Annotated in this window: 27 protein-coding genes; 6 read left to right on the forward strand and 21 right to left on the reverse strand. The window is 36.6% G+C overall.

Annotated elements, in window-relative coordinates:
- Positions 1–15 precede the first annotated feature (15 nt).
- The gene (locus ACTJJ9_RS06405; protein WP_145581611.1) at positions 16–876 is read right to left on the reverse strand and encodes a LysR family transcriptional regulator; all 861 of its coding nucleotides are present in this window, start codon (positions 874–876) and stop codon (positions 16–18) included.
- Positions 877–1,150: 274 nt separating this feature from the next.
- Between ACTJJ9_RS06405 and ACTJJ9_RS06410 the strand changes: the two genes are divergently transcribed.
- The gene (locus ACTJJ9_RS06410) at positions 1,151–2,230 is read left to right on the forward strand and encodes a nitronate monooxygenase (RefSeq protein ID WP_145581612.1); all 1,080 of its coding nucleotides are present in this window, start codon (positions 1,151–1,153) and stop codon (positions 2,228–2,230) included.
- A 57-nt stretch (positions 2,231–2,287) separates the two neighbouring features.
- Here ACTJJ9_RS06410 and ACTJJ9_RS06415 read toward each other — a convergent pair whose 3' ends face one another.
- A complete protein-coding gene (locus ACTJJ9_RS06415) occupies positions 2,288–2,716 on the reverse strand; it encodes an HIT family protein (RefSeq protein WP_145581613.1) in 429 nt (142 codons plus the stop codon).
- A gap of 695 nt (positions 2,717–3,411) precedes the next feature.
- On the opposite strand from ACTJJ9_RS06415, the gene ACTJJ9_RS06420 reads away from it, so the two are divergent.
- The gene (locus ACTJJ9_RS06420; RefSeq protein ID WP_145581614.1) at positions 3,412–4,338 is read left to right on the forward strand and encodes a hypothetical protein; all 927 of its coding nucleotides are present in this window, start codon (positions 3,412–3,414) and stop codon (positions 4,336–4,338) included.
- Between the two features lie 7 nt (positions 4,339–4,345).
- On the forward strand, positions 4,346–5,119 hold the full coding sequence (locus ACTJJ9_RS06425; RefSeq protein WP_145581615.1) for an SH3 domain-containing protein: 774 nt from the start codon (positions 4,346–4,348) through the stop codon (positions 5,117–5,119).
- Between the two features lie 72 nt (positions 5,120–5,191).
- Here ACTJJ9_RS06425 and ACTJJ9_RS06430 read toward each other — a convergent pair whose 3' ends face one another.
- Together ACTJJ9_RS06430 and ACTJJ9_RS06435 are read right to left on the reverse strand one after the other, a co-directional pair.
- Positions 5,192–5,749, reverse strand: coding sequence for a competence protein ComK (locus ACTJJ9_RS06430; RefSeq protein ID WP_145581616.1), 558 nt, complete (start codon positions 5,747–5,749; stop codon positions 5,192–5,194).
- 780 nt (positions 5,750–6,529) lie between these two features.
- Positions 6,530–7,954, reverse strand: coding sequence for an aminotransferase-like domain-containing protein (locus tag ACTJJ9_RS06435; RefSeq protein WP_145581617.1), 1,425 nt, complete (start codon positions 7,952–7,954; stop codon positions 6,530–6,532).
- A 102-nt stretch (positions 7,955–8,056) separates the two neighbouring features.
- On the opposite strand from ACTJJ9_RS06435, the gene ACTJJ9_RS06440 reads away from it, so the two are divergent.
- Complete coding sequence (locus ACTJJ9_RS06440) at positions 8,057–8,659, forward strand: LysE/ArgO family amino acid transporter (protein ID WP_145581618.1); 603 nt, start codon at positions 8,057–8,059, stop codon at positions 8,657–8,659.
- Between the two features lie 281 nt (positions 8,660–8,940).
- Positions 8,941–9,759 (forward strand): class D beta-lactamase, encoded by an 819-nt coding sequence (gene blaOXA / locus ACTJJ9_RS06445; protein WP_255451851.1) that lies wholly within the window; start codon positions 8,941–8,943, stop codon positions 9,757–9,759.
- Between the two features lie 71 nt (positions 9,760–9,830).
- Here the strand turns inward: blaOXA and ACTJJ9_RS06450 are convergent, their stop codons facing one another.
- From ACTJJ9_RS06450 to ACTJJ9_RS06510, 13 genes are all read right to left on the reverse strand, one after another.
- Complete coding sequence (locus ACTJJ9_RS06450) at positions 9,831–10,175, reverse strand: hypothetical protein (protein WP_095299690.1); 345 nt, start codon at positions 10,173–10,175, stop codon at positions 9,831–9,833.
- A 187-nt stretch (positions 10,176–10,362) separates the two neighbouring features.
- Complete coding sequence (locus ACTJJ9_RS06455; RefSeq protein WP_145581619.1) at positions 10,363–11,250, reverse strand: LysR family transcriptional regulator; 888 nt, start codon at positions 11,248–11,250, stop codon at positions 10,363–10,365.
- 710 nt (positions 11,251–11,960) lie between these two features.
- Positions 11,961–12,467 (reverse strand): carbonic anhydrase, encoded by a 507-nt coding sequence (locus tag ACTJJ9_RS06460; protein WP_145581620.1) that lies wholly within the window; start codon positions 12,465–12,467, stop codon positions 11,961–11,963.
- 56 nt (positions 12,468–12,523) lie between these two features.
- Positions 12,524–15,139, reverse strand: a complete 2,616-nt coding sequence (locus ACTJJ9_RS06465; RefSeq protein ID WP_145581621.1) for a putative inorganic carbon transporter subunit DabA — start codon at positions 15,137–15,139, stop codon at positions 12,524–12,526.
- Entirely contained in the window at positions 15,139–16,668 is a 1,530-nt protein-coding gene (locus tag ACTJJ9_RS06470) for an NADH dehydrogenase subunit 5 (protein ID WP_145581622.1), read from the reverse strand. Before ACTJJ9_RS06470 ends, ACTJJ9_RS06465 begins: the two co-directional genes overlap by 1 nt.
- A gap of 507 nt (positions 16,669–17,175) precedes the next feature.
- A complete protein-coding gene (locus tag ACTJJ9_RS06475; RefSeq protein ID WP_145581623.1) occupies positions 17,176–17,538 on the reverse strand; it encodes a DUF2294 domain-containing protein in 363 nt (120 codons plus the stop codon).
- Positions 17,539–18,096: 558 nt separating this feature from the next.
- Positions 18,097–18,924, reverse strand: a complete 828-nt coding sequence (locus tag ACTJJ9_RS06480) for a DUF817 domain-containing protein (protein WP_145581624.1) — start codon at positions 18,922–18,924, stop codon at positions 18,097–18,099.
- 94 nt (positions 18,925–19,018) lie between these two features.
- The gene (locus tag ACTJJ9_RS06485) at positions 19,019–19,243 is read right to left on the reverse strand and encodes a helix-turn-helix domain-containing protein (protein ID WP_145581625.1); all 225 of its coding nucleotides are present in this window, start codon (positions 19,241–19,243) and stop codon (positions 19,019–19,021) included.
- Positions 19,244–19,252: 9 nt separating this feature from the next.
- The gene (locus ACTJJ9_RS06490) at positions 19,253–19,729 is read right to left on the reverse strand and encodes a DUF2975 domain-containing protein (protein WP_145581626.1); all 477 of its coding nucleotides are present in this window, start codon (positions 19,727–19,729) and stop codon (positions 19,253–19,255) included.
- A 418-nt stretch (positions 19,730–20,147) separates the two neighbouring features.
- A complete protein-coding gene (locus ACTJJ9_RS06495) occupies positions 20,148–20,765 on the reverse strand; it encodes a histidine phosphatase family protein (protein WP_255451852.1) in 618 nt (205 codons plus the stop codon).
- A 53-nt stretch (positions 20,766–20,818) separates the two neighbouring features.
- Complete coding sequence (locus ACTJJ9_RS06500; protein WP_145581627.1) at positions 20,819–21,184, reverse strand: DUF2185 domain-containing protein; 366 nt, start codon at positions 21,182–21,184, stop codon at positions 20,819–20,821.
- A gap of 47 nt (positions 21,185–21,231) precedes the next feature.
- Entirely contained in the window at positions 21,232–21,588 is a 357-nt protein-coding gene (locus ACTJJ9_RS06505) for a VOC family protein (RefSeq protein WP_145581628.1), read from the reverse strand.
- A 153-nt stretch (positions 21,589–21,741) separates the two neighbouring features.
- Positions 21,742–23,100 (reverse strand): SMI1/KNR4 family protein, encoded by a 1,359-nt coding sequence (locus ACTJJ9_RS06510; protein ID WP_186324182.1) that lies wholly within the window; start codon positions 23,098–23,100, stop codon positions 21,742–21,744.
- A 137-nt stretch (positions 23,101–23,237) separates the two neighbouring features.
- Here ACTJJ9_RS06510 and ACTJJ9_RS06515 point away from each other — a divergent pair, with 137 nt between their 5' ends.
- Complete coding sequence (locus ACTJJ9_RS06515) at positions 23,238–23,861, forward strand: LysE family translocator (protein WP_145581630.1); 624 nt, start codon at positions 23,238–23,240, stop codon at positions 23,859–23,861.
- A gap of 55 nt (positions 23,862–23,916) precedes the next feature.
- On the opposite strand, the gene ACTJJ9_RS06520 is transcribed toward ACTJJ9_RS06515, so the two are convergent.
- From ACTJJ9_RS06520 to ACTJJ9_RS06535, 4 genes are all read right to left on the reverse strand, one after another.
- On the reverse strand, positions 23,917–24,261 hold the full coding sequence (locus ACTJJ9_RS06520; RefSeq protein ID WP_145581631.1) for a cupin: 345 nt from the start codon (positions 24,259–24,261) through the stop codon (positions 23,917–23,919).
- Between the two features lie 173 nt (positions 24,262–24,434).
- Entirely contained in the window at positions 24,435–25,277 is an 843-nt protein-coding gene (locus ACTJJ9_RS06525) for an SGNH/GDSL hydrolase family protein (protein WP_145581632.1), read from the reverse strand.
- Positions 25,278–25,489: 212 nt separating this feature from the next.
- On the reverse strand, positions 25,490–25,774 hold the full coding sequence (locus ACTJJ9_RS06530) for a hypothetical protein (protein WP_145581633.1): 285 nt from the start codon (positions 25,772–25,774) through the stop codon (positions 25,490–25,492).
- Entirely contained in the window at positions 25,774–26,079 is a 306-nt protein-coding gene (locus ACTJJ9_RS06535) for a DUF2089 family protein (RefSeq protein ID WP_095299674.1), read from the reverse strand. Before ACTJJ9_RS06535 ends, ACTJJ9_RS06530 begins: the two co-directional genes overlap by 1 nt.
- Between the last annotated feature and the right edge of the window lie 2 nt (positions 26,080–26,081).

Raw genomic sequence — 26,081 nt, forward strand, 5'->3', positions numbered from 1 at the left:
CTCCGAAAGAATTACCTATTCACTTAACATCTCAATAAATTTTAACAAAGCTATTGGTAAATAGTTTTCCTTTCGATAAATAAACATCGTTTTGACTTTCCCGTAGGAATTCGGCAATGAATGCTGTTTAACAGTTCCTGCTTGTACATGATTTTCGACTACACTGGAAGGAAGCATGCTAATACCGAGACCTGCAGCTACACAACCGATAATTCCATCTATCGTGCCAAACTCCATTATCTTATAGGGTATCATTTTTTCTATGTGTAGCCATTGTTCAAACCTTTCCCGATAAGCACATCCTTTATGAAAAACAAGCAATGTTCTTGTTTGAATATCTTTGATTGAAGCTATTGATGGATGGACGTTATCTGTAATGATAACGAGTTCCTCCTCGAATACTTCTTTCTCTATGAGATCAGGGTGATGAATAGGTCCAGACACAAAGGCACCATCAAGTTCATACTGAAGAATACCTTGAATACTTTGTTCAGTAGAGCCTGTTTTTAACGTTAAATCTACCTCTGGAAAGTGTCTATGATACTTTGAAAATAGGACTGGCAGGCGAACTGCTGCGGTTGTTTCCATTGAACCAATCATTAAAGAACCTTTTGGCGTTTGCTCATCCATCATCACATGTTTCGTTTCTTCTATAAGATCAAATATTTTTTCCGTATACGAAAGCAACAGTCTTCCTTTAGTTGTTAATACAGTACCACGATTATGCCTATAGAAAAGCGTTGTTTGAAGATCCGATTCCAGCTGCTGAATTTTCATTGTAATATTAGACTGTGCATATTGAAGCTCTCTTGCTGCTTTCGATATACTCCCTAGCCTTGCGACAGTCTGGAAAATTTTCAACGAGTGCAAATCCATAAAATTCCTCCACCACTTTTCAGATATCAAAATACCTGATAGCAAATCTCATTATTATGTATTATTCAATATACCAAAAAAGAGATATGCTTTAAATAGATTATTTTTTGGAAGAATTTCAACTTCGAAAATGAATCTCTAATTGCAGTTGAACATTGCCTTTCTAAACTCTATTTATACGATTGGACAGTTGATGGGGTCCATCTTTCTAGGAATCCTTATCATCTTGAGAGAAATCTAAAGGAAAATCAAATGACAGACGAGGTGAGAAATAATGTTTAATAATGAAATGACAGAGCTTTTAAACATTAAATACCCTATTATACAAGCTCCTATGGCTGGCGGGATAACAACCTCATCATTAGTCGCTGAGGTTTCAAATTCTGGGGGGCTAGGGATGATTGGCGCAGGGTATATGACTCCTGTTCAAATACGAGAACAAATTAGGGAAATAAAGAAGCTAACTTCAAATCCGTTTGGGATTAATCTATTTGTCCCTAACGAATTTAGAGTGACAGAGAATGAAATAAAATCTTCCAATCAACTCTTAGACCCTATTCGTCGGCAATTACATTTACCCCAAAAAGATAACGTTGAACCACCAAATTTCGAGAGTGTTTTTGAGGAATTTATTCAACAAATAAAAGTTGTCATTGAAGAAAAGGTTCCTATTTGTTCATTTACATTTGGCATTCCTTCTAGAGAATGGATGACTGAATTAAAAAAATCAAACATAATTCTGATCGGAACTGCTACAACTGTTACAGAGGCAGTTGAAAACGAAAAAGCAGGAATGGATATTGTTGTTGTTCAAGGTAGTGAAGCTGGTGGACATCGCGGGAACTTTATTAACCGTTCACAAGAAAGCTCGATTGGGTTAATGTCCTTAATTCCCCAGGTTGTTGACAATGTTAGCATTCCTGTTGTTGCTGCAGGAGGAATTATGGATGGAAGAGGGTTAATAGCCTCGAAATGTTTAGGCGCAATGGGTGTACAAATGGGGACGGCTTTTTTGACCTGTATTGAAAGTGGTGCACATAAGGTTCATAAAGAAGCAATCCTTCATGCTAAAGAAGACGAAACGGTTTTAACTCGTTCATTTTCAGGTAAATGGGCCAGAGGTATTAATAATAAATTTATTATCGAAATGAAGAAACACGAAAAATTTTTACCAGACTTCCCTATTCAAAATACACTTACTCAAGATATTCGCAAAGCTTCTATTCTCCAAAACAAGCAAGATTTTACGTCACTATGGTCTGGTCAAAGCCCAAGATTGGCGAAAAATCAAACCGTTGAATCATTAATTCAAACTATTATAGCTGAAGCAAGAAAATTAATTTCTATGGAGTAAGGTAATGCTAAAATACACAAAAGGCCTAGCCATAAAAGCTAGGTTTTCATGTATACCTTATTGAAGAATTCTTTTGATTACTTCTACTAATTTATTTCTTGTCTCCAACAATTTACTCTTTAAGCCTTCATTATTTAAAGGGGTTTCTAAATAGAAATCAGCAAACGACTGATGCTTATATCTTGGTACAACATGCATATGATAATGAGATAATTCACTAAATATTCCCCCATTTTGGCATATAGTTATCCCATCAGGTCTATATAGTGTCTTAATAGCTTTAGAAAGCAGCCTTGATATCAGCATGATAGCATTCGCCGTTTCTTCATCCAGTTCATCAACATCTTCAAAATGCTCTTTTGGAAGGATCATAACATGTCCTTCATTAAATGGGTCATGGTCTAAAATGCAGCAAATAAAATCGTCCTCATAAACGACATTCACAGGTTTCATCTTATTAGCTAACTCACACCCTAAACATTTCACAGAATCACCTCTCTGTTGTATTTCTTTTTCCTTTATATAATTTCCTTCTTTACCTCCTAAACTACTCTTTTTCCGCCATCCCTCCTCCTCCGCTCGTCTTCCCCTGTGAATAAAGACCCTTATTTTGTATAATAGAATTAGGATATGTCGAACAAGAAAGGAAATTGTAGAACGAGCAACTAGTCTGGGAGTCGAATCAACCTGAAAATCGCCAAGGCGAATCAGTAAGCTTTTTACGTTTACAAGAAAATCCGTTATGACTCTTCTATCCTGTGATTCAAGTGAATAAGTTATTAAAAACGATGGACACGTCCTTTTTAAATGTTGGAGGAGGAAGTGCAGGGTTACCCGACAATTTCACTTATCAATTTTTTTAAGATGCCTTTTCAGCCAAAAAGTAGTTATATCATCGACTTAACGAATATATTATTTTTGAAGAGGACTAGTTTAACAGTTTGCAAGGAGTTCCATTCTTTTATTGATGGGGTCAACAATTGCTGGGTTAAATTTAGCTAACTATTTCTTGAGACTTCCGAATTTTTTAAAGCAGCTTAACATGAATAAGATGAATTTTAATTCTTTTTGCTCTCATAATTACGAGCATATATATGCCAATAACCGAATAAATCATTTGCTGAAGCTACATATGACTTCAGAACCGATAGAACTGATGGAACAAAGAGGAGGACGACAAGATGAATTTAATTGATGTACAACCAGTCAAATTTAGTTTTTTTGAGAAGCCACCAGCATCATCAATGACACAAGCCTTTGTTTATACAAATGAAAATAATAATTTTTTAGTCGTGAAAAATGGTGACCGCATTTCACGCAGTGATTTACGGGCAGGAAAATATACGAAGATGTACATCGTCAATATGTCGACGTTAAATTTTCATTTTGAAAAAGAGGTCCCTTCTCAGGATCGCGGTCGCCAATTTTTAATTGACTTATCGATTGATTATAAGGTTGTTGACCCAATTTCATTAATCCAACAAAATGCTGGAGAAATCGTCACCTATATTAAAAAGAAGCTTCCATACTGGCTTGAGGAAATTACGATCGATTACCCAATTTCTGAGTCAAAACGAGTGAAGCGTCATATCGAGGATCTTCACGAGCATTCATCAATGGTTGCAGGGTTAAAACAAGTCGGTGTTGCGATTACTGATATAAATGTTCTTGTGAAGCAAAGTACAAATGATCAGGAGCATGACAAGAAATTTAGAGAGATTGACCAGGAGCATGAGCTTGAGGTTCACCGACGGGAAAAGAGATTAATAAAGGCTCGCTCACTTGCTAAGGAAATACAGGATGCAATCGAAAAGGGCGACTTGCTGACTGCCTTACTTATTGCTGAGGAAAATCAGGATGCTCGTGATATCGTGAAAGCTCGCTTACAAAATGAGGAAGGCTTCCGTCTCGAAGTGCAGGACCAAGTCAGAAAATTGCTGCTTGACCCTTCCGTTAGTGAGTTTGAAGCGAAGGAGCAAATTGCGAAAATAAGAGCATACTTCCCACATGACCCTATACCTGAGAGCAAGCGTCTATCAGATGTCAGCTATGAGGCAGATCCTCTAGATGATTTGAAACGTCTTTATCATTCAACAAAAGGAGAGTAGGTGAACTGTGGAAACCATTATCAATCAACTATTTTGGCTTTGGGTCCCACTGTCATTACTGCCTGTTTGGCTACGAATCGCCATCATCACATATATCGTGGTTGTATGCCTAAGACCAATTATTATACGCCTACTCCCCCGTCTAATTAAATGGGGCAGTATTTTGCTACAAAAAATAACTGAACTCGTCTCATTGGCTTTCATGAAGCTTGCACATCGCAAGCTAATGAAACGACGCGAAGAAGGCAACTATGTCATTCCAGCATGGGTTGACGTGATGGAGGATAGCATTGCCTTCCTATTAAAGGGATTTATGAAAACTGAGCAACTGTTCAAAAAACGGACAAGAAATAAATACACGCTAAGAAAAACGTTCCGGATTACCGCCCTTTTATTAGCTATCATTTTACCTATGGCCATTATCAACAACCCAACGACGACCTATTCAAAATCGTGGTACCAATTTGAAAAATGGGCATCAGAGGAAAAGGTAAAAAAAGCTTTAGGCTTTGATTTGAGTGATTTGCAAGGAAAGGTAGGAACGACTTTAAAGCAGGTTGAAGGCGTAGAATACACACTAAAGGAGCAATATGAAGAAGGCGGCAATATCCGGGAAACCCCTTCCCTAGACGGAAATATTGTTGATAGCTTAAAACTAGGTGAAACAGTAACATACTTAGAGGAAGAAGAAACTGATAATCGTGGAATCACTTGGCTAAAGGTGAAAACCGCTGATGGAAAAGAAGGCTGGATTTCTGCCAATATTGTTGTAAAAGCATAGGGTTAAAGGAGAAGGAACAATCCTTTTCACCATACAAAAGGGTCCGAATCGTTCCTTCTCATTTCAATTTCATTAATTTTCAAATCTAGGAATTTTATAAATCGTTTGGCTTTCAGCAATGATTTGACTGCGATACAAGTCGGTGATCTTTTGATAACGAATTTCATATGTATCAACTAATCGTGCAGCCTTCTCTATTCGTCTTTCTAGCGTATCACGGGTAATGTTAAGCTCGACTCGCTTGTGGTTTTCTAGCGTGACAATTGAACGATTCCCCTTCGGATCGATACTTCGAACATGCCGATAGGAAATCCAGCAATTTTCTGACTTTGTCGGTGAACAGGTTGGAATCATACACATTTTTGATCTTTCACTAATTAATACCGGGAGCAGCCTTTGATTGCGCAAAATTCCGCCTGCCGATTGATTTCTCCCTGGTAAATCAGCACCAAAATACTCTAAACTATTCATGACAATCTTTCTCGGATTCTCTTTAACCTGTATTTCTTGATATACCTCCATCACATGGCTATGAAGATAAGCTTGCTCTGTGTAAAATGGAGTAATAAGCATTGTATTTTCATGAATAATATAAGGATCCTCAACGATCGGTAATAATTGGTCATCCATAACTTTTATAGCTCCCCTCAAAAAAATTCATTCTTTCATTTTTATGTGGAGTTGGATATAATACCAAATGTAGTTGGAATCTTTTCAACTCCAAACAGTCCTTAAGCACACACCTCACCAAAGCTGTCGTGCTTAAGGATTTTTGTCTACCTTTGCGAACAATTTTAACATTTGAAAGCTCCTATTTTAATGTTAGTACTACGTTAAATGGCCTGGATAAAATACATGAGTAGTCATAATCAAATAATCTAGGATGTTCGTTTGCTACCATCACCATCACACTGAACTCTCCCTTTTCATTTAATTATTTTTTCTGAATCGAAGCTTGTAAACCTTATCATCTACTGGAATTTTTGATCATCACCTCCGTTTTCAATGTAGATTTTACGTCGAAAACTAAGATGTTGCGGAACTTGCGAGGTAAAAGCGAGTAAGGGTGAAGTCGAATCATAGGTGAAGAACACGAATATATTATAACTTCTTTCCTAGGAAAATAAAGCCATTTTACAAATTCTTATCAAAATTTTAACATTTTTTCCCTATTGGAAATTAATTTTTCACTACATTTAATAGCTGATTTTACAAAAAAATAGAGATTTAGTTGTTCTAATACATCACGTTTTCTTAGTGAAATAATAATAGAGCTTTTTACTTATATGAACCTGTACATTGGTCTCTGAAATTATCAGTGTTTCAAGCATACTATTAGATTTTGCTATGATAATAAAAAACACTCTATTCTCGCGAGAAAATAGAGTATTATGATCACAATGAAAAGGTCTAGCTAGAACCTATTACATTTAATAGACGATCTAATCCTAGCTTTAATCCCTCCAAAGAAGCATACGCATAGGAAAGACGAATATGATGTAAATCACTTGAATCATAAATATAGCCAGGGTTTATTAACACATTTTGTTTTAGTAGATTTAAAAATAACGATTTATTTACAATCGGTTGATTAAATCGTAGCCAAAAATAAAAGCCTCCCTCTGACCTTTTCCATGTAGCCATTTTACTAAATTGTTGTTCTAAAACCCTTTCAACAAATGCTGCCCTTTTCTTCAATTGCTCACGTAGGTTAGTTAAATGATTTTCATATAAACCAGTTGAAATCCAGTGTGCGACAATTTCTTGGGAAAAGGCACTTGAACCATAGTCTGTTTGCATTTTAATATCTGCTAATCTGGTAATGACAGGTGAAGGTGCGATAACCCAGCCAATTCGTAAGCCTGGACTTAACGTTTTAGATACACTCCCTATATAAAGGACTTGCCCAGATGTATCAAACGATTTTATTGCAGGTGAAGCTGGCTCAAATAACAATTCGTGGTATACATCATCCTCAATAATTGGGATTTGGAGCTCATTGCACACATGATATAATTGTTCCTTTTCTTTTACAGACAAGCTATCCCCTGTTGGATTATGCAAAGTCGGAACAGTGTAAAATAACGACTGCCTTTTTCTTTTCAAAACTCTTAAATGATCAGATAAATTGGCATTTCGCATAACTGAAATCATCCGCATTCCAGCAGATTGAAATGGATGGACAGAGCTTAAGTATGATGGCTGCTCGTGAAAAACGATCGAGCCTTCCTCTAGCAATCCCATTGCAATTAATTGAAGGGCTTGGAGCGCACCGGAAACGATAAGGATGTTCTCTGGCTCTGTTTGAATACCGCGCTTTTTTACATATTCACAGATGATGTTTCTAAGCCGCTCATTCCCTTTTGGCGGTGAATAGCCAATTGATTTTGCATCAAGGGAAATCTCCTTTAAAGACTGTTCAATTTGGTTTGTCGGGAGTAATTCTGGTGATAATTCACCTGTTCCAAGGCGGATGATATGGTCGTATTGCTCATATTCATTGATGAGTTGAATCGTGTGATAGTTTGGCTTATAAATACTTGATTCAATATGCTGCTTCCAATTCGGCTGAGACCTGTTCAAAAGCACATTCCATGAATGATTAGCAACAAATACACCTGAGCCCATTTTTGACTCAAGTAAACCATCTGCCTTTAATTCATCAAGTGCAAGCTGGACGGTGCTTCGATTTACATGAAATTGTGTTGCCAGTTGTCGCTGTGTCGGGAGCTTTGTGCCAACAGTCCAATCTCCCCTTTCAATCCGAGCTTTTATCCATTCGACAATTTGCTCTTGAATCGTCAAATGAGACTTGCGGTTTGGTACCCACTTCAAAATATATCCCCTCTTAAATTGGATGGATAAAAAGCCATCCAATTGGTCGTTTTCTTTAAGTTTTATCATAGTAAGATAGAAATTGAAAGGAAGTTGATAAAAATGGAACCTATTCTTCACGGAATCATTCTAGCATTCGGACTTATTTTACCTTTAGGCGTACAAAACGTATTTGTGTTTTCACAGGGAGCCACACAGCCAAAGCTACTTCAAGCACTTCCTGCGACGATAACTGCCGCCCTATGTGATACACTTTTGATCGTTTTAGCGATATTCGGCTTATCTGTTATCGTCCTTCAATTTGAATGGCTGCGGATAAGCCTAATGGTTGTCGGCATTTTGTTTTTATTTTACATGGGATATGCGATTTGGCGGTCTGAACCTAAAGCAAAGGAAACGGGCAAAGCATTATCAATCCGGCAACAAATTGTTTTCGCTCTATCCGTTTCTTTATTAAACCCACATGCGATCTTAGATATCGTCGGTGTTATTGGAACAAGTGCATTAAAATATGTCGGAACAGAACAATTTTTATTTACGATTGCTTGCATTCTCGTATCCTGGATTTGGTTCTTCGGATTAACGGTCGCAGGTGCAGCAATGAAAAGGTTAGATGGGACAGGAGCATTAATGAACATCTTCAACAAATGCTCCTCAATATTTATCTGGGGAACAGCCATTTATATCGCGATTGGGTTACGGTGATACAGTAAAATACATATAAAGGATCGATTTCATTGTGAAATCGATCTTTTTGCTACTCTTCTACGTTCCTAGATTATAGTACTTTTTGAGTAATTTTAGAGAAAACCGCAATGAAAAGAAGGATTTCATTCTTTGGCATCTAAATATTACACTTGTAATATTTGAGTTTCCCAATTTATAATCATAGTGAAGGGTGGCGAAATTTTGAGAAAAGCGTAATTTACGTCTAATGAAACAACATACACAAATGAAAAACAAAGGAAAAGGGAGGCACTCTACTGATGAATGATTCAACGAAAAGGTGGTTTAAGCTTGCAGCATTCTTTATGCTCTTAATGCTCCTCGTTCAAACAAATCTAGTAAATGTCAGTGAAGCAAAGGCGCAAAAAACAAAGGAACTAAACATCGAAAATTTGTTTAATGGAAAAGACGGGACTATGGTGCTTAAAAATGTGAAAAAGGATGATATTTATCTTTATAACAAGGAAAGAAGCATAAAAAGATTTACTCCTGAATCAACATTTAAAGTGGCAAATTCTTTAATCGGATTGGAAACAGGTGTAGTAAGAGACGAGTATGAAGTGAAGCGTTGGGATGGTGTGAAAAGAGAATTCGAAGGCTGGAATCGTGACCATTCATTAGCCTCAGCAATGAGAGAATCAGCCGTTTGGTTTTATCAAGATATGGCAAGAGATATCGGAAACGAAAAGATGCAGGAATCTATCAACAAAATAAACTACGGAAACAAAGATATATCAGGAGGCATTGACCAATTCTGGCTAGACAGCACATTGAAGATTTCCGCCAAAGAACAGGTTGAGTTCATCGAAGACCTTGTTAAAGAGGAACTCCCCTTTCAGGAAACGATCCAAAAGACAGTGAAACGAATGATGATCCAAGATGAACAGGATGAGTATATTCTTCACGGAAAAACAGGAACAAGGCTTTCAGATATGGGATTAGGGTGGTACATCGGTTTTATCGAAACAGATAAAGAAACATGGGTATTTGCCGTAAATCTTAATGGATCTGGAACTGAAGCAAAAACGATAGCAAACGAAGCATTAAAGCAAATGAACATAATGAAAGAGGATAAATAAGGTCATGATATAGAAACCTGTAGTTACTCCTAAATTACAGGTTTCTTCATGAAAATACCTTACCCTCTATTCTAGTTTTTCTTACTGGCTACCCCTTTGCCAACAACGTTCTTTTTGTCCAAATCAACAAAAACAATTAGATTGCCAGAGGTTTCTGTATTTGTATGGTTAAATGTAACAGAGTAAACCTCGTCTTTGTCATAGTCATGATTAATGAATGATTCTATATCGTGATCAACTGTCACTTTCTTAACAAGTGAATCTTTAGGGCTTACAGGGATTAAATCTTGTTCTTTTTCAGATAAACTGTTGAAGGCAATCATTTCAATCGGCAAATCATTTTTCGAAAATAAATTACAGCCAAATAAAACAGCAGATAAAAGAATGAGCACTGAACTAACTACGAGCTTTTTCACAATCTCCCTCCCTTTACAAAATGGACGTTTCTCCTTTGCTTTTAGTTACAATAACATCGTTAGTTAGTAAAATCTCTTCAACAAGGTACTCCTTTAAGACAAAACTCCCTTGTCTACTCAAAATTGAACAAGAGAGTTTTGTTATGTAATGATAAATTGTAAAATTGCAACAATGAAAGTATCTCACTTAATTTAATATGTGACGAGTTAACTGAATAAAGGCTTGTAAGTGAGGTGTCATCCATTTATCTTTATGCCAGGCAATTTGCGTAAAAACTGGAGAAGGAAACCCATTCCAAGCAATCTCCGTCATTTTTCCCATTTTCAGCTCAGTTTCAACAACCATTGAAGGTAAAACCGCTATACCTAGCCCAACCATTACACACTGTTTGATTGCTTCCACACTGACAAATTCAATTTTATTTAATGGATAAACCCCTTCAGCACTTAGCATTTCTTCAAACAAATTGCGATAAGAGCACCCTGTTTCAGTAAGCAAAAGCGTCTCGTGGATTAGATCAGTTGACTGGATCTCCTTTTTCGTTACAAACGGATGATCAGGTGAAGCTACCATTTTGAAATCTTCTTGGATAAGCTTCTCGACCTTTAAAACATCTTCAGGCTTTGAGGTGTCCATTATAAATGCAAAGTCGAGCGCCCCCTCTAAGAGCTGCTCCCTAGCTTTCTCGTCGGAATATGCTGGCTTAAATACGACCTTTACGTTAGGATACTGGTTTTTAAATTCCTTTAAAATTTGAGGAAGTCGGTATGTACATTGACTTTCTGGCGCTCCAATAATAAGACTCCCTGCTGACTCTTTATCACCACTTATTGCTTGTTTTGCTTCTTCGTTAAGCATAATCATTTTATCAGCATATAATTTAAACTTTTCCCCATCTTCTGTCAAAATCAGGCGCTTTCCTAGACGCTCGAACAACGGTTTCCCGAGTTCAGACTCCAATGATTTTATTTGCGCAGTGACACTTGATTGAGCAAAATTTAAAATTTTTGCTGTATGCGTAAAATTCAAATTTTCCGCAGCTGTTTTAAACGTAATTAATTGTTTGATCTCCATTGCCATAACCTCTTTTATTATATAAATCGAATTTTCCGATTGATTATATCAATATATTCAGCTTTATTGATTTATGATTCTATCATAAAATATTTGTAATCTTGCTGCAAGGTATTAAAATTGGATCCATTTTGCTGAACGTATACATCATTATGACTGTAAATGGCTGAATAAAGAAAATGATGAGGAAGGAGGAAAGCGAGTGAAAAAGCACTCTAGCAAGTGGAAAGAATATTATTACGAAATCGTGAAAGCTATTTTGTTATATAAGTGAATCGATCGTTTTGTCTTAAAGGTGAATTATCATTTAGTAGCCAGATAGTGTAACCTATTTTAGATGAATGTCTTTGGAGAAATCACTAATCATTTTTAAAGGGGAAGAGTATTCCCTTCCCCCTATTTCTCATTGCAACTTCAGTCGAAGGTTGCTTTTTCTAATTATCTTATTCATTTTTTTGTACTAGGAGAATTTTTATAAGTTTCCGCTTGTCAGCATCTATCCTAGTGGGAATTCCCCCTTAAAAAAGCTTTAACGTCGCTACGGTTAAGAAAGCTGACAATCGCTAATAAGAGACATGGGCTCACATTACCTTGATGGATGAGACTTCATGATTATGTTGGTATGGATATTCCAATCCTCAAAAAACGTTTCGATGTTTTCAGCTATCTCGATAATCATATGTCATTCAAAATGTTCTTTTAATCAAACGTTAAACCCTATTACTCGTTGGAATATCATCAATTAAGAATTTCCCATCCTGATTGTCCACCACTAATCCACGAACTTTAACTTCTGGCGGAACTAATGCATGATGTCTGATGATATCAACACTCTTTTCGATATTTTCAATGATGTTTTCTTTTCCATTTAGCCATTCATCTAGTGTACCGCCCTGAAACTCAGGTGTGCTATTTTGAAAAAGATAATCCAATGTATTTATCTTGTCTTTTATTGCTTCAAGTTGAGTTGGTATTTTAACTGTGGGAGTCCGTTGATCTTTTGTTCCAACAACTAAAATCTCCTCAACATTTTCTTGATAAATAGCAATGACAACAGCTCTCATTAAATCTCCATAAGGATGTGAAACGATGCAGCCATAGCTTTGCAGTGTTAGGATGTTTTCTGGTTGAATGGTCGTTACTTGTTGTAGGATAGGCATCAATTCTTGTGCAAAGTCTGATATCACTAAAACCTTTTTATGATTATTTAAATTCATAAGACATACTCCTTCTCAATCATTTTTATGATTTTTTAACAATAATATTTTAGTAGTTACCAGTTTTCCCATCGACCATTTGGATCAACACTAGCAAGTCTAACCCATCCATTTTGAACCTTTTCTCGAAATGCTAAATCATGATTTAATAAACGCTCTACATAATTTCTAGGTGCCTGGATAACAATCAGCAAACGAATTGGCGCATGAAAAGCTTCGTGATCTGATAGCATGACAGATTGCCAAGGTAGTCCTGACAATAAGTCACTTGCATTCCCTTGCATAACACCTAGTCCTGCTGTCACAGTTTGTGTTGCTTTATTTCCACTACCATAATAATGAGGAGCTACCGTTGAAGCATAATATTGTAAATTGATCATTTGCGCCACCGTTCCTGGACCAGCCATGATATTAGATAAGAGCTCACCGCCTTCATCCTGCCTCCAATCATAATTATGAAGAAACGCTCTACCTTCCAAATCACACTCCTGCGTTAATTCACGTTGCCCGATAATAAACGATGCGTTACGAGCTAACCCCCATTCAGGACGAATCTCACTCCAATCCTCTGCAAAACGGTGTGCTTCAGCATTAGGATTTTTAAGTGTCGATTTGAAGTTCGGTAATTGAGCAAGGCGCTCTGCATTTGCATTTTGACTTACTTTCGGCATAATTGCCTCAATACGATTAAATGCTTCTTGTGCAGATTCAGAAAGTTCAGGGACATAAATCCAGCCTAATTCATCGACTGTTGTATGATGCTCTGCTGCGACGAAAACCGTATCATTAGGGATGTTAATACCTTCTGTAGAAAGGACTTCCCTTACCTCAGGTAAATTGCATAAGGTAGCTAATACCCTTGCGTTAAATCCACCTGCAGCACCACCACATGCACCACATTCAAGAGCTGATGCATAAGGATTATTTGTACTTTGACTACTATGTCCACATATCACGACTAATGGTGCAAAATCCTTTGTTAGCCCCATCATTTTTAGAGCTTGGCGCACATAATTCACTTTTTCTTCTTCAGAAAAGCCAACAGGTATGTCTGACAATTCGTCATGAACATGATTAAGCGACAGTGTCGTATCAGGTTTGTGCAACCACGACTTTCGAAAATTGCGAATGAACCGATCTGCTTTTTTTGGTACAAAACTTCGTGCTACCATTTGTAAACTAAGCAATGGTCCACTAATTTCAGGTAAAAATAAGCTTGTAAGCACATTCTGCTTCATCGTCTTAAATGTATAGCTTATTGAAATTTCTACCTGCTTGCGTTGTTGAAAAGATTTAAATTCATTTTCATTTGCGATCTCTTTTATTTTGTGTTTAGGATTTTGAATAACCGGCAAGGATGGATGGCAATGTTTATTCCCAAGTTCCCTAGTGGCAATCGGTAACCCAAAAAAGCCAGCAATACCAATCGTTTCAAACGGGCCCTCATTTTCAAGATGGCGGCGAAAAGGCTCTGAACGTACATCAATACAAAATGCTAATTGAGCCATTACAGTTTTTTTACTTTTAGGCTGTTTAGACGTAATCTTCTCTCTTAATCTGTCTCTGTGTGTTTGTTCCCAAGCCTCCAACCAAAGTTTTCTGCGAAGCTTTTCGTCAAAACGATAAGCAAATGATAAATATTCGGTTTGTTCAGATGGGGACATTCGTGACCAATCCTTAATCGAAAGGCCCCCCCAATGAATCCATGCTGCTAAAAGTGATGGAATTGAAACCTTTTCCTCAGATTGTTGTTGCTTTGATAATGATACATAAGGTTTTACTAAAGCCAATTCCATGGAAATTCGAACCGCTAAATATTCGGTTAGAAGTTGTCGTTCATGACTCGATTGTTGGGAGCGCCAAAGCATCATTCCTGCCCATCCAGGTAAGGAAAGAAGATGGCCTTCTAGATAAGTCTGTATCTCTGAATAAGGGATTTCCAGCGCAGATAATGATACTGTTAGTGCTTCATGTGCCTCTTGTGGTAAGTCTTTTAAGCTTTTTCGCTCGAGTTTGTTAAGTGATGGATCATATTGAATGAGACGATGCCACGCACGATAGAAACCTTCCTCTCGATTCGGCATTGTCCAACCTGCCTGTTGATCATCCAAATATAATTTGCACCACTTGATAACATGATGATCGAGAATATTGATTAACGTTTCACCGTTTTCATTTTCTAATTTCGAGCTTATTGGTTTGCTTGTAACATCTTCAATGCCTTCCATATCAAGGCTAATGATTTCCTCAACTACTCTTTTTAACTCTGGTGAGGAAACGAGATTAGAAGGTAATGGTTCAAGCTTTAATGCTGCCTGGCAAAAACGCTCTGCAGCTTCCCGTGGAATACGAAACGATTGTGAGTTTAGCCATTGTTGCAATCCCATTTGGAGAAAGGACTCATCAATCTCACCTCGTTCCTTTGCCGAAAGAATGACGCTAGAACTAGGATAGATATCGACATCACGGATATTTTTAAGCAACTCAGCAACATGTTCAAATGTTTGCTTTTCAAGTCCGACCCAAGGATTACGTGCTGCAAACATAGAGATTGGCGAAAGTGGTGTAATGACTCTGCTAGCTGTTTCAACTAAATCATTCAGTTTATTTTCTTGAAAATCAGTATTTGTATTTTTCAAATGTCCTTTAGTTAATACTGATGTAACGCTCATCACTGATTACCTCCTTGGAATAAATATTGCTTAAGGTAGTTTGGATGACTTTCTACTGATTTATATTTCGCCTCACCAAATCGAACTAACCAAAGATAAAGGATAGCGAATGTAGTAGAAGATTGATTACGGGCAACTAAAGCCCCAATAGCACTACCAAATAACAAGATGCAGACAACAACGATAACAGCTGCCATCGGAGGTTCACTTTGATAAACGACTGTATGCAACCACTGATGGAAAAGGTTATGAATGAAAAAGTAAATCACCGAAAATACAACCACAAATAACAAACCAGCCATTCGAGCAATTTTTCCCTCTCCAAAAGCAACAAGTTGTGTCCAAGAAACAGACAACGACCACCCTAGAATAATTGCACTAACCAATTGATACCCCTCTTCTGGAGCCATCAGCCAAAAAGCTACCCCAACTAGTAAGCCTAGCCCACGCCCAAAAATAATCGATACTTTTGATGGTCTTTTATTATAACTAGTTGCAGGATGATAACTGCGTACTGCCGAACCAGCCTGTAAAAACAATGTAGCCTTGAACAAGCCATGTAAAACTAGATGAATAATGGCTGCTAAATAGGCACCTAATGCACATTGAATGAGCATAAATCCCATTTGCGCAATCGTTGAGCCCACAAGCTGACGTTTATAGTCAACCTGGACTAAGCTAATTCCAGTTCCTATTAATACGGAAATACTCGCAAGAATTAGTAAAATCATTTGCGTTATATCCCCGTTAAAAAGAGGAGAAAATCTCGTTAGCAATATCCCCCCCGCATTTACTAATCCTGCGTGCATAATTGCCGAAACAGGAGTTGGAGCAACTACAGACTCTATTAGCCATCGCTGGAAAGGCCATTGCGCTGCTGGAATCATCACAGCAAACATGATCAATAAATTAATTCCTGTTCTCTCCAAATCACCAAGTTGAGCTAAAATTTCATCAGTTAGAACGAAAGATAGCTGCCATTGACCTGTGACTAGATAAAGCCAAACTACCGCAGATGATAGTAAAACCCAACTTATTGCAAATAAACGTCCTGAAACTCTTGCTGCCTCATTTGCAACTTTCCAGCTGCTGTTCAACCTTATAAGGAGGGTCAATCCGATAAGAGTTATCCCCCAGCATACGACCATTAAGCGAAGATCATCACTTAACCAGGCAACTGAAGCTGCAGCTGTAGTGAAGGTAAAAAGTGTAAAATATTTTCTATATGAGCGATCACCCATTAAGTAACGAACGGAAAAGCGCTGAATAATTAAACCCATAAAAAGAACGAAGAAAGCCAATAACCAAGCTAAAGAATCTAGGTGCCAAAGACCGACAACTTCATTCGAATTAGTATTAATAAGTGCAAGTAATGAAACAAGTGGAGGTAAAGCAACAATAAAGATATGAATACGCACAAAGCTTAATGGCATTTTTGAATGTAAAAATATGAATCCACTTAAGCAAGAAGCAATAAGCATAATAAAATATAATGTTAAAAATGTTGATGAACTCAGCGAAACTAACATTTAAAATTCTCCCTTTTAATTAAGCTGACATTTCCCATAAATCCCATTTGATATTTACCCAATAAAAAAACCGACAACCTCAAAATTCAATGATGTTTTAAAATCATTGAATTTTGAAAATTGTCGGCTTCACTTCAACTAACTTTACCGAAGTTTTTTGAAGAGCTACCATTTATAATTAATTACAGCTTTTGTTTTAATCTCATTTGTCTAAGTTATGGAATTCTAGACTTATATTTCAATCCCCTTCAGATTTTCGGATACTTTTTCATTCAGTCAATATAACTATTAACAAAATGCTAAAGCCCTAATCATCATGAAAGTAATTGAAAATAACAACTACCGATTATTATGTTAAATTTAATATAAACTAAATTTTTTTAATTTGTCAACTTCTTGATGAGATTTTATTTTCGGTTATATTAGTCAATCGCTTTTAGCCATTGATACTTTACACATTAAATAATTTTTTTAAAAGCCATATGCTAGCCTATTTTAAATAGATTTTTAAAATTTTTTCTCAAGATCATTAAACAATTTAAATACCATTATTCGTTCTCCCGTGCGAGAGCTGAGGTCAGTATGAAAGCTTTTTACCTTTTCCCCTGTTACCGTTAAGACAATATTATAAAGCTCTTCGATACCTGATTCAACTAGCTCCGAACGTGTCCGCTTTATATTTAACATTCCACCTTTTGTTTCACATACGTTATATTCAGCAGGTGTTAAAATCCCTTGTAAATTTACAATGATCATATCCCGTAAAATATCTGTCTTAACAGATATAGAGCCACGCCCAAGAAAATCCTTTTCCCATTGCGTAATTGCCTTGCTTATTTCTGATTCGATAAAACCTTTAGATTTTTCCATTTTCTTGTGTATCCTCCTCAAAGAAACATGTCAATCATAACGATCAATATATTTGAATGTACTCCTATTTTCACTTCACGTGGGTGTGAAATGATACAAATAACTAATAAAAATTACTTCACCTTTATCAAGGGGATCAACTATTTAACCCTAAGTATAATAGTTTGACGATCTTTTGCTTCTTAGAATAAATGAGTAAGGTATCATTCTGCAAGAAAAATAATCGAATTCAATTTCACTAACCGTGAATCTCATAGGAAAAATGGTTCTAATTTACTATAAATGACTGAATGCAGAAAATCGTGAGAAGGAACAAAAGCGGAAATTAAAAAACTTTATTAAAATAGTATTGAATTCAATCAAGAAGCCTAACATTTTTACTATTTTTCCCAAAGTGTTGAGGTTTTGTGAGGTTATCCCATGTGTTAAATAACATTAAATCTACGACATTTTAAAGGATTTATATTACTTTATGCTTAAATGAGTTATTTTAATAATTCACCTTTAAAAAATTATATAAAAAAAGCAACCATTCAAACGTTGCTTTTTCAAAATTTCTTATTCACTCTTTTGTACACTTGGAGAATTTTCAACAATGAGCCCCTTGCCAGTATCAATCCTAGTAGGATTTCCCCCTTTAATAAGCTTTAACGTCGCTACGATAAGAAAGCTGACAATTACTAATAAGAGCCATGAGCTCACCTTGCCTAGATGGACGAGACTCCATGCCTTCGTTTGGTTTGGATATTCCCAAGCGCCAAAGAACGTTGCGATGTTTTCAGCGATCCATATGAAAAATCCGATGAGGACAAAGGAAAGTGCAAGTGGCATACGGTAGAGAGCTCCACCAACCTCATATGTGACCCATGATTTCCAAAAGACAATTATGACAAGGCCTGATAACCACCAGCGAACATCAATCCAATAATGGTGGGTGAAAAAATTCAAATAAATCGCAGCAGCAAGAGGGACAACGACAAAAAATGGTGGCCACTTGACCAATTGAACGTTAAGTCTCCGCCACGCCTGACAAAGATAACTCGCCACACTTGCGTACATAAATCCACTGTACAAAGGCACTCCAAAAACTTTGAAATATCCTTCCTCTGGATAAGACCATGAGCCCATATGTACCTTAAAAATCTCAAGCGCAAGTCCAATAAGGTGGAACAATGAAATGACCTTAAGCTCATCCTTTGTTTCAAGTCCAGAACGCACCATCAACCACTGCATGAAAAGGCAAATGATAAGCAGCCAATCATACCTTGGCAAAAAGGGAAGCGGAATGATTTTTGTCAACGCCAAAGAAGCAAAAATCACGACAGGAAACAAACATGATAAGGCCTGCTCCCACCCAAAACGAACGAGCTGTTTAAGTGCTCTCATACTTAAAGCCTCCATCGGTTTTTTCTTCTTACTATATGAAAATCATGACTACTATAGTAGCTATTAGATTTAACGATAAATGTTCACTGCAAAATTATGATTCTTGAATGTCTTCATCGTTTTTGTATTCTAAAATATCTCCAGGCTGACATTCTAACGCCTTGCAAATCGCATCTAAAGTCGAAAGCCGAATCGCCTTTGCTTTACCATTTTTCAAGATTGAAAGGTTAGCCATTGTGATTCCAACCCTTTCCGAAAGTTCTGTCACGCTCATTTTACGTTTAGCTAGCATCACATCAATATTGATTATTATTGCCATATTATCACCTCAGACTACTAAGTCATTTTCAGATTTTATATCAATCGCTTCTTGTAAAAGCCTTTGAAGAACTGCAGCAAATACCGCAATGACCATCGAAGCAAAGATAGGGACCATTCCGAATATGATAAGTCCTGGCGCATCGTCTTTCTCTGCTACGAGATAAACAAATGGCATCAATACGACATACAAGCTACTGATAGTAACTGCACAATATTTGATATTTTTTAAAGCTTTCACAGAAATTTGTGAAAAGGCTTTGTTCTCGTCAATATAATTTAAAAGTCGAAAAGCATTATACAATGCAAAATAAAACGGGATCGCCGACACATACATACCAATTAAAATTGGATAAAGTATATAAGCATAAGCTGGATTTACCGGATTATTCATTAACTTAATCAAGCCAAATATGCACAAAGCAAGAACTGGAGTTCCAATTAGAAAAACAGCTATTTTTAAAAAGAGTGTAGAACCAGATTTCATAAAAAAAGCACCTCACTTGTTTATTTTCAAATTGATTATAATACATGATTTATCGTTTTACAATAAAAAGTTATTGTATTTAATGATATTATTATTGTTACAATTCCGAAAATCCATGCCCTTAACAAAAAAAAAAATTAAAAAGCATATGAAAAAAGGCTATCAATGAACTGACAGCCTTAAGGGGATAACACATTATTTCGTTTTGGATTTTCTATTTTTCTTAATTTCTAAAACTAAAGCTATAATTAGAAAAATGAAGCCGAAAAGGAACCCGAAAATAGGTGAATATGTAAATAGTGGCATAAATCCAAGCCCGCCTGCATAGCTAGATGATGAAAGCATTAGGAACACAACTGTCCAGTTAGCATTTTTCAGAATTAGAATCACCTCTATTTTTCCTAAATCAGAATCAATTTTATATTTCGGGTATGTCGGATTCAGTTAAATGTAAGGTCAAAGCAAATTCATCTATATCATATTTACCTTCATCATAACGAATGACCGTAATTGAGCATTCTGGTATAAGCAAGCTTTGGACGGTTTTAAAATTTGGACATAAATCGTCTAATTGCTGGGTTGAAAAAACATTTATCATAAAATCAGTAATAATTCCTCCGTGTGTAACGACTACAAATTCACTATTTGCAGCATGACTTGAACAATCAAACATAAATTCCTCTAGCCTTTGTCCTGATTGTCTCGCAGATACTCCTTGTGGCGGTACATAATCACGATCTACTGAACATTTATCCCAAATTTCAACAAATTCATCAAAGGATTGTCCTGGTATATCCCCCCAATTTGCTCGTTCTATCAGACGGATATCTTCTCTGACACTAATTTTAGTACTATCTGAAATATACTTTGCCGTTTCTTTCGCTCTTCGCAATGGGCTTGAAAAAATTTCTTTCACTTGTTTATTTTCAAAATACGAAGCAGTTTTTTTCGCCTGTTGAATACCTTCTAATGATAATTTGACGTCCCCTACAGATTTTTCCTTCATTCCGTGCCTAACAAGATAAAAGGTATTCACTCTCTTTCCCCCATTATGCAAATTAAATGTGAAACAAATAGATTCCTAAATGCTTAATCTTCTGGCACTTCCCACTCTTCATCAAGAACCAATTCTCCGTTTTCATTACGTATGTATGCAGTACCTGGTGCAGAATGAAGAAATGGAATAATCTCTCTATCATAATTACAAATTGTATTAACGAGATAAATAGAGTGATTTTCAGGATTCTCCATATATTCATCACTTTCATCACCAGCCATAAATCGCCAGCCACTATCTGGATCACCATTTTGGTATAGCTCTTCTCTATACATAAAACCAACCTTGCATCCGTCAACGGTTATTCTGTCGGAAGCAATACAGCCCTCATTAGAGTCAATTAATCGTTCAATCTTGTCCCCTGGTATTAAGAATGCTTTCTCTTTCTTTTTAGACATTTTCCTTTGCCACCTTTTTAATTGATATTGGTGTATTTCTCCAACATTTATTTTTTTAGAGCTTCTACTAATTCAACCTTACGTCCATCAGGATCTTCAAGCACATCTCGTTTCCCCCAAATACTAACATTTGGTTCAGTAACAACCTGAGCCTTTCTTAACCGCAGCTTTTCGATAATTCTCTCGATATTATCAACGTCGAAGCCTATTCTTGTCGTAGCATCTATCTGTCTTGACTGACTCGGATATATCTCGAATACGAAGCTGCCAAATTCGCAAGCATAATGTTCTGGTCCATTTCCGTGACGTTCTTTGTTGAAGATGAGCCCAAGGTCTTGATAAAAGCTAACTGTTTGTTCAAAATTCAATGTACGAATGACAATAAGGTTTATATTTATAGACATAAAAAAACTCCTTTAAGTTTCTCTTATCCTTCCAAAATAGTCCTTATTTACATTGTATTCCACATATATTATTGTTCAACTACTCTTTACAAAAGGAAAAAAGTGCGACACCTCTATAAAAGCATCGCACCGAAACGTTTAAACATTAAAAGCCTAATAAAATAAATCGATATTTTCGATCAAATGCTCGATAAGCTGAATCCGCTTTTTTAACACCTGCTTATCACGTAGTTTACCAAGAAAATCGAGAAGTTCTGATTTTGCCGGAAGACCTTCTATAACCTGAAGATATTTATGCTTTGCCTTCTTCTCACGGATATACATGTCTAATGCGTGAATGACCGTAACCTCATGCTTTTCTTCTAGAGACGTCCAGCTTTCTACATCCTCCCAGGAAAAATTTGACCAAACGAAAAGCTTATCCCAAAAGTTTGTCACAGGGAATGTCACATAATTCTCCATCCACGAAATAACATCCCTCGAATGAAATTCACCAAGATGAGAAAATGCATCATATCCAGTTATTTTTTCATTAGATTGTTGTTCAAGATAATAAAAGACTAGAGGAAGTCCCTCCTCCTTATCCATGCACATGGAAGTTAGATAAGAACGTAATCTAGCATCCAGATCCTCTTGCTTTTCCTCCCATAAACGACGAACCCATTGCTCTGCATTTAATCCGAAAACTCGACCGATAATCTTGCATATGAACCTCTTATCTTTCATTGCTTCTTTTTTATGTAATTCTTCTAATAGGTACTGAAATAATTCATTTTGCTTAAAACTCTTGAATATAGCAATTGTCTCTTCATCTAATTTATCTCGATACAGAACAAAGGCTAAGAGCTCTTCCATATTATGTTTTACAGCTTCTAAGGTTGTCTCTGAAAATGACTCGAGCCAATGCTTCCACTTATTAGCTGTTGGACTTGTCGTGTTCAATCCCGAATCACTTAAAAAATAGTCGAATTGCCATTTTTCACTGCCAATACACCCTAGATCCGTTATCTTCACTAAATAATCGATGAATGAATCTGCGACATAAGTAACAGTGTCCTCTTCATGCTCCCAATAAACAACTGGTTTTTCTTCACCTTCAACAGACATATCAAACGCATAAATATCTCCATTATCAGATTGAGTAAACTCTAATTTCCCTCTAAGTGACCTTCCATAATCCTGCCCATCCTCTATTAGGTCGTCAGCTACTATTGATAGATCCTGGAGAAAGTTAAAATCCCAATAGATCTGACCAGAAAAGATTTCCCTAAATTCATTGGGAATCATTGTATCACTCGAAAATGAGTAATAAAAGAAGAGGGATTTCCCTAAGCTCGTTACGAAATATTTATACGAAGGAGGTAGTTGGTATCCCAGCTCCTTTTCTTTCGCTGCAATCTCCTGCATCGTTGCCTTTTTTCCGATTTCAATCGGATAGACTTTACCGTTGTTATCCTTTACCTTTTGTAGTAGTTGCTCCCATTTTGATAGGAGAGAATTGATATCCTTCATGTGTTTTCCCCGCTTCGATTTGTTACTTTCCATTATACTGGAAAAAACATTCGCACTTCCTTGTTCAGAATATTTGTTCATTTTTACGATTAGGTTTGTGATAAAATTAACTTTACATTATTCTAGGAGGGATAAATGTGGACTTTCTATCAATCATCTCTTTTTTAGGTGTAGCAATCGCTCTTACGCTTATGCCAGGGCCAGATAACTTGTTCACCTTAGCACAGAGCATAGCAAAAGGGAAAAATGCGGGAATCTATACTTCACTCGGACTTTGCACAGGATTAATCGTTCATATTACTGCTGCAACAATTGGAGTAACAGCGATCATTTATCAATCAGCCTTAGCATTCACAGTCGTAAAATATATCGGAGCAGCATACTTATTATTTCTAGCATTTAAATCTTTTACGGAAAAAGGCTCGAGCTTTGACCTTAAAGCTGAAAACTCTTTGGACTACAAGGCCTTATACAAAAAAGGAATCATTATGAATCTTTTAAATCCAAAGCTTTCCTTGTTTTTTCTAGCATTCTTCCCACAGTTTATAAATCATGAAAATGGTCATGCTTCCTTGCAAATGCTTGTCTACGGGATTGTCTTTCTAGTTCAAGCCTTCGTTATTTTTATGTTAATCAGTATTTTTGCTGGAAAAGTAGGGTATTTCCTACGTAAGAATCCATCCTTATCGAAGAAGATTAGCTTGATTCAAGGGTCTTTGTTCGCACTGATAGGGTTGAAAATTGCCTTTAGCCAGAAGTAATTATTTATTTAAGAGTAGGGTAAAGCTACTCTTTTTTAGTTTTAAGAACATCCTTCTATTTTTTAAGCGCCATAAATGCGGACGGATTTAATGCTTCGCTTTCAATGACAATGGCTGTTGGGCCTACATCTGTTTTCGTTTCATGCCATTCATCCTTCTGCCAAAAGATAGCGTCGCCTGATTGAACTTTAATGTATTCTTCCGTTTCAGCCCGAACATATCCTTCACCACTAACTACTAAGAGAAGCTGGGGTACTACTGCTTGGTGGTACCCGATGACACCTTTTTCCTCCAAGTACATACACCCGATATGAGTTGTCTTGTCAGTTTGAATAATTCGGGACATCATAAAATTTGTTATAAATTTTCCATTTTCTTTGGCAAACGTATAAAGTTCCATTGCTTTCCTCCTAAAATAAGCATACAATACTAATTCAGCAAAATTTATAGTTTATCCTGTTGCTTTTTAATAATTTATGGTGCTTAGTTTTAGATAAGTTTTTTGAGGATAAAAAAGGTAGGTTGGTCGATGCCTCTAAGTTTGAGACATCAATCAGCCTACCTTTTTCTAGGTTATTTAGCTATAAAGTAATCGATTAAATAGTCAGCCCACAGCTTATGGCCATTTTCATTTGGGAGGCTTTCTGAGGTTAAATAGTGGAGCATTGTTTTATCCTCTGTTTTCGGCCAGCTTTCCCAATGATTGATATAGGTTAGCTTTTGTTCTTCAGCATATGCTTTTAATTCATTTACTTGCTTTGGATAGAAAACTCCATTATGAACAGGATTTGCTGGTTGAAGGAGAATCGTAACATCGTTGTTACTAGCTTTCCATGAGGCAATCATTTTCTCAATGCTAATGATGCGATCCTTCATTGCAATTTTTCCGGTATTATCCTTAAGTGTAAAAGGCTCAAATAACACAATATCCGGCTTTAGCTCCGTTACCTTCTCATAATCCTTTGCTTGAGCGACAGCCAATGATGTGTTATTTCCTGCTGTGATGACGGTGGTGCTCACTATTTTATCCCCATAGGCAGCTTGTAGCTGTTGTGATAGAAGGTCAGGCCATGCTCCCTTCTCGGTCGGGGTACTGTCTGAGCCGTAAATGACGAGTTTAAGAGGATTCCCTGTGCTTTTAGCTTGGGAAAACTTGTCTTGGAGTTCCTTTGGGAGATTTTTCGTATAAGCTGCCACATCTGTTGCAGCCTGTCCACTTTCTACTTTCTCCTTTGATGTTTCATTCTCCGCTGGTTCTTGTTCAGCTTGTTCGGCTTGTTCCTTTGCCACTACAGATTCCCTTTCTGGTTGAACCAACTCCGCTTTTGTCGCAAGCTTGTGATTCCAATGAATATTCCCTGCAACAATGGATCCGATGCATAACAGGATGATGAAAATCGACAACCACGTCTTCATAATACTATCCTCCGATTCTATGTTTCTAGCAACTCTCCTAACGGTATTGCCAGAATCCATGATTCGAATACTATTATAAGTACTAATTTCCATTTTTTTCATCGTCCATTATACACAAATCACCGTAAATTCTAGTTTGTTACTATTGGCTTATGGGGACAGTCCCCCATCGCTTTAAAGCTTTAAAGCTGCGGGGGACTGTCCCCACCTTCTTACTTCATATCATGCGTAACCATTTTTTCTAATTCCCTTTTTCTTTTCTCGTTTACCCAATCCCTACCTTTTTTCCATTCTGCAAGTAAGAAGAGCATGCCAAGTATCAAGTATAAGAGGAAAGCTAGCATATTTTCGAGCCGCTCCGTGACAAGCATCCAAATCATTGTGATTAAATATACGACAGGTAATATCGCCCCCCAATAAACACTATTTCTTGTTGAAAAAAAGTATTGTACAGCTAGAAACGCAGCAACAATAAAGACAAAATAAAAGTCAAACATTACTTTTCCTTCCTTTCCTTTTCTGATTTATACTTTTCAATAATTAATTTTGCATCCTCTAAGCTAATTCTGTCGTCAATTGAAAGCTTTTTAATAAATTGAATAAACTCCTCATTATCGATTGCATCATTTAATTGGATTTTTTGAATTAATCTATCTAGCTTAATCCTTACCGTTGGATATGAAACATCATAAACCTTGGCAATTTCCTTTAGAGAGCCTGAATTAACAACAAAGTTTTTAATAAACTCCACATCCTCCTTCTCAAGAGCAAGAATCCAGCTTGGTACATCCTTTGCCTCCATTT

Origin of the sequence: Metabacillus sp. 22489, assembly GCF_052044855.1 — a bacterium.
Classification (GTDB): Bacteria; Bacillota; Bacilli; order Bacillales; family Bacillaceae; genus Metabacillus; species Metabacillus niabensis.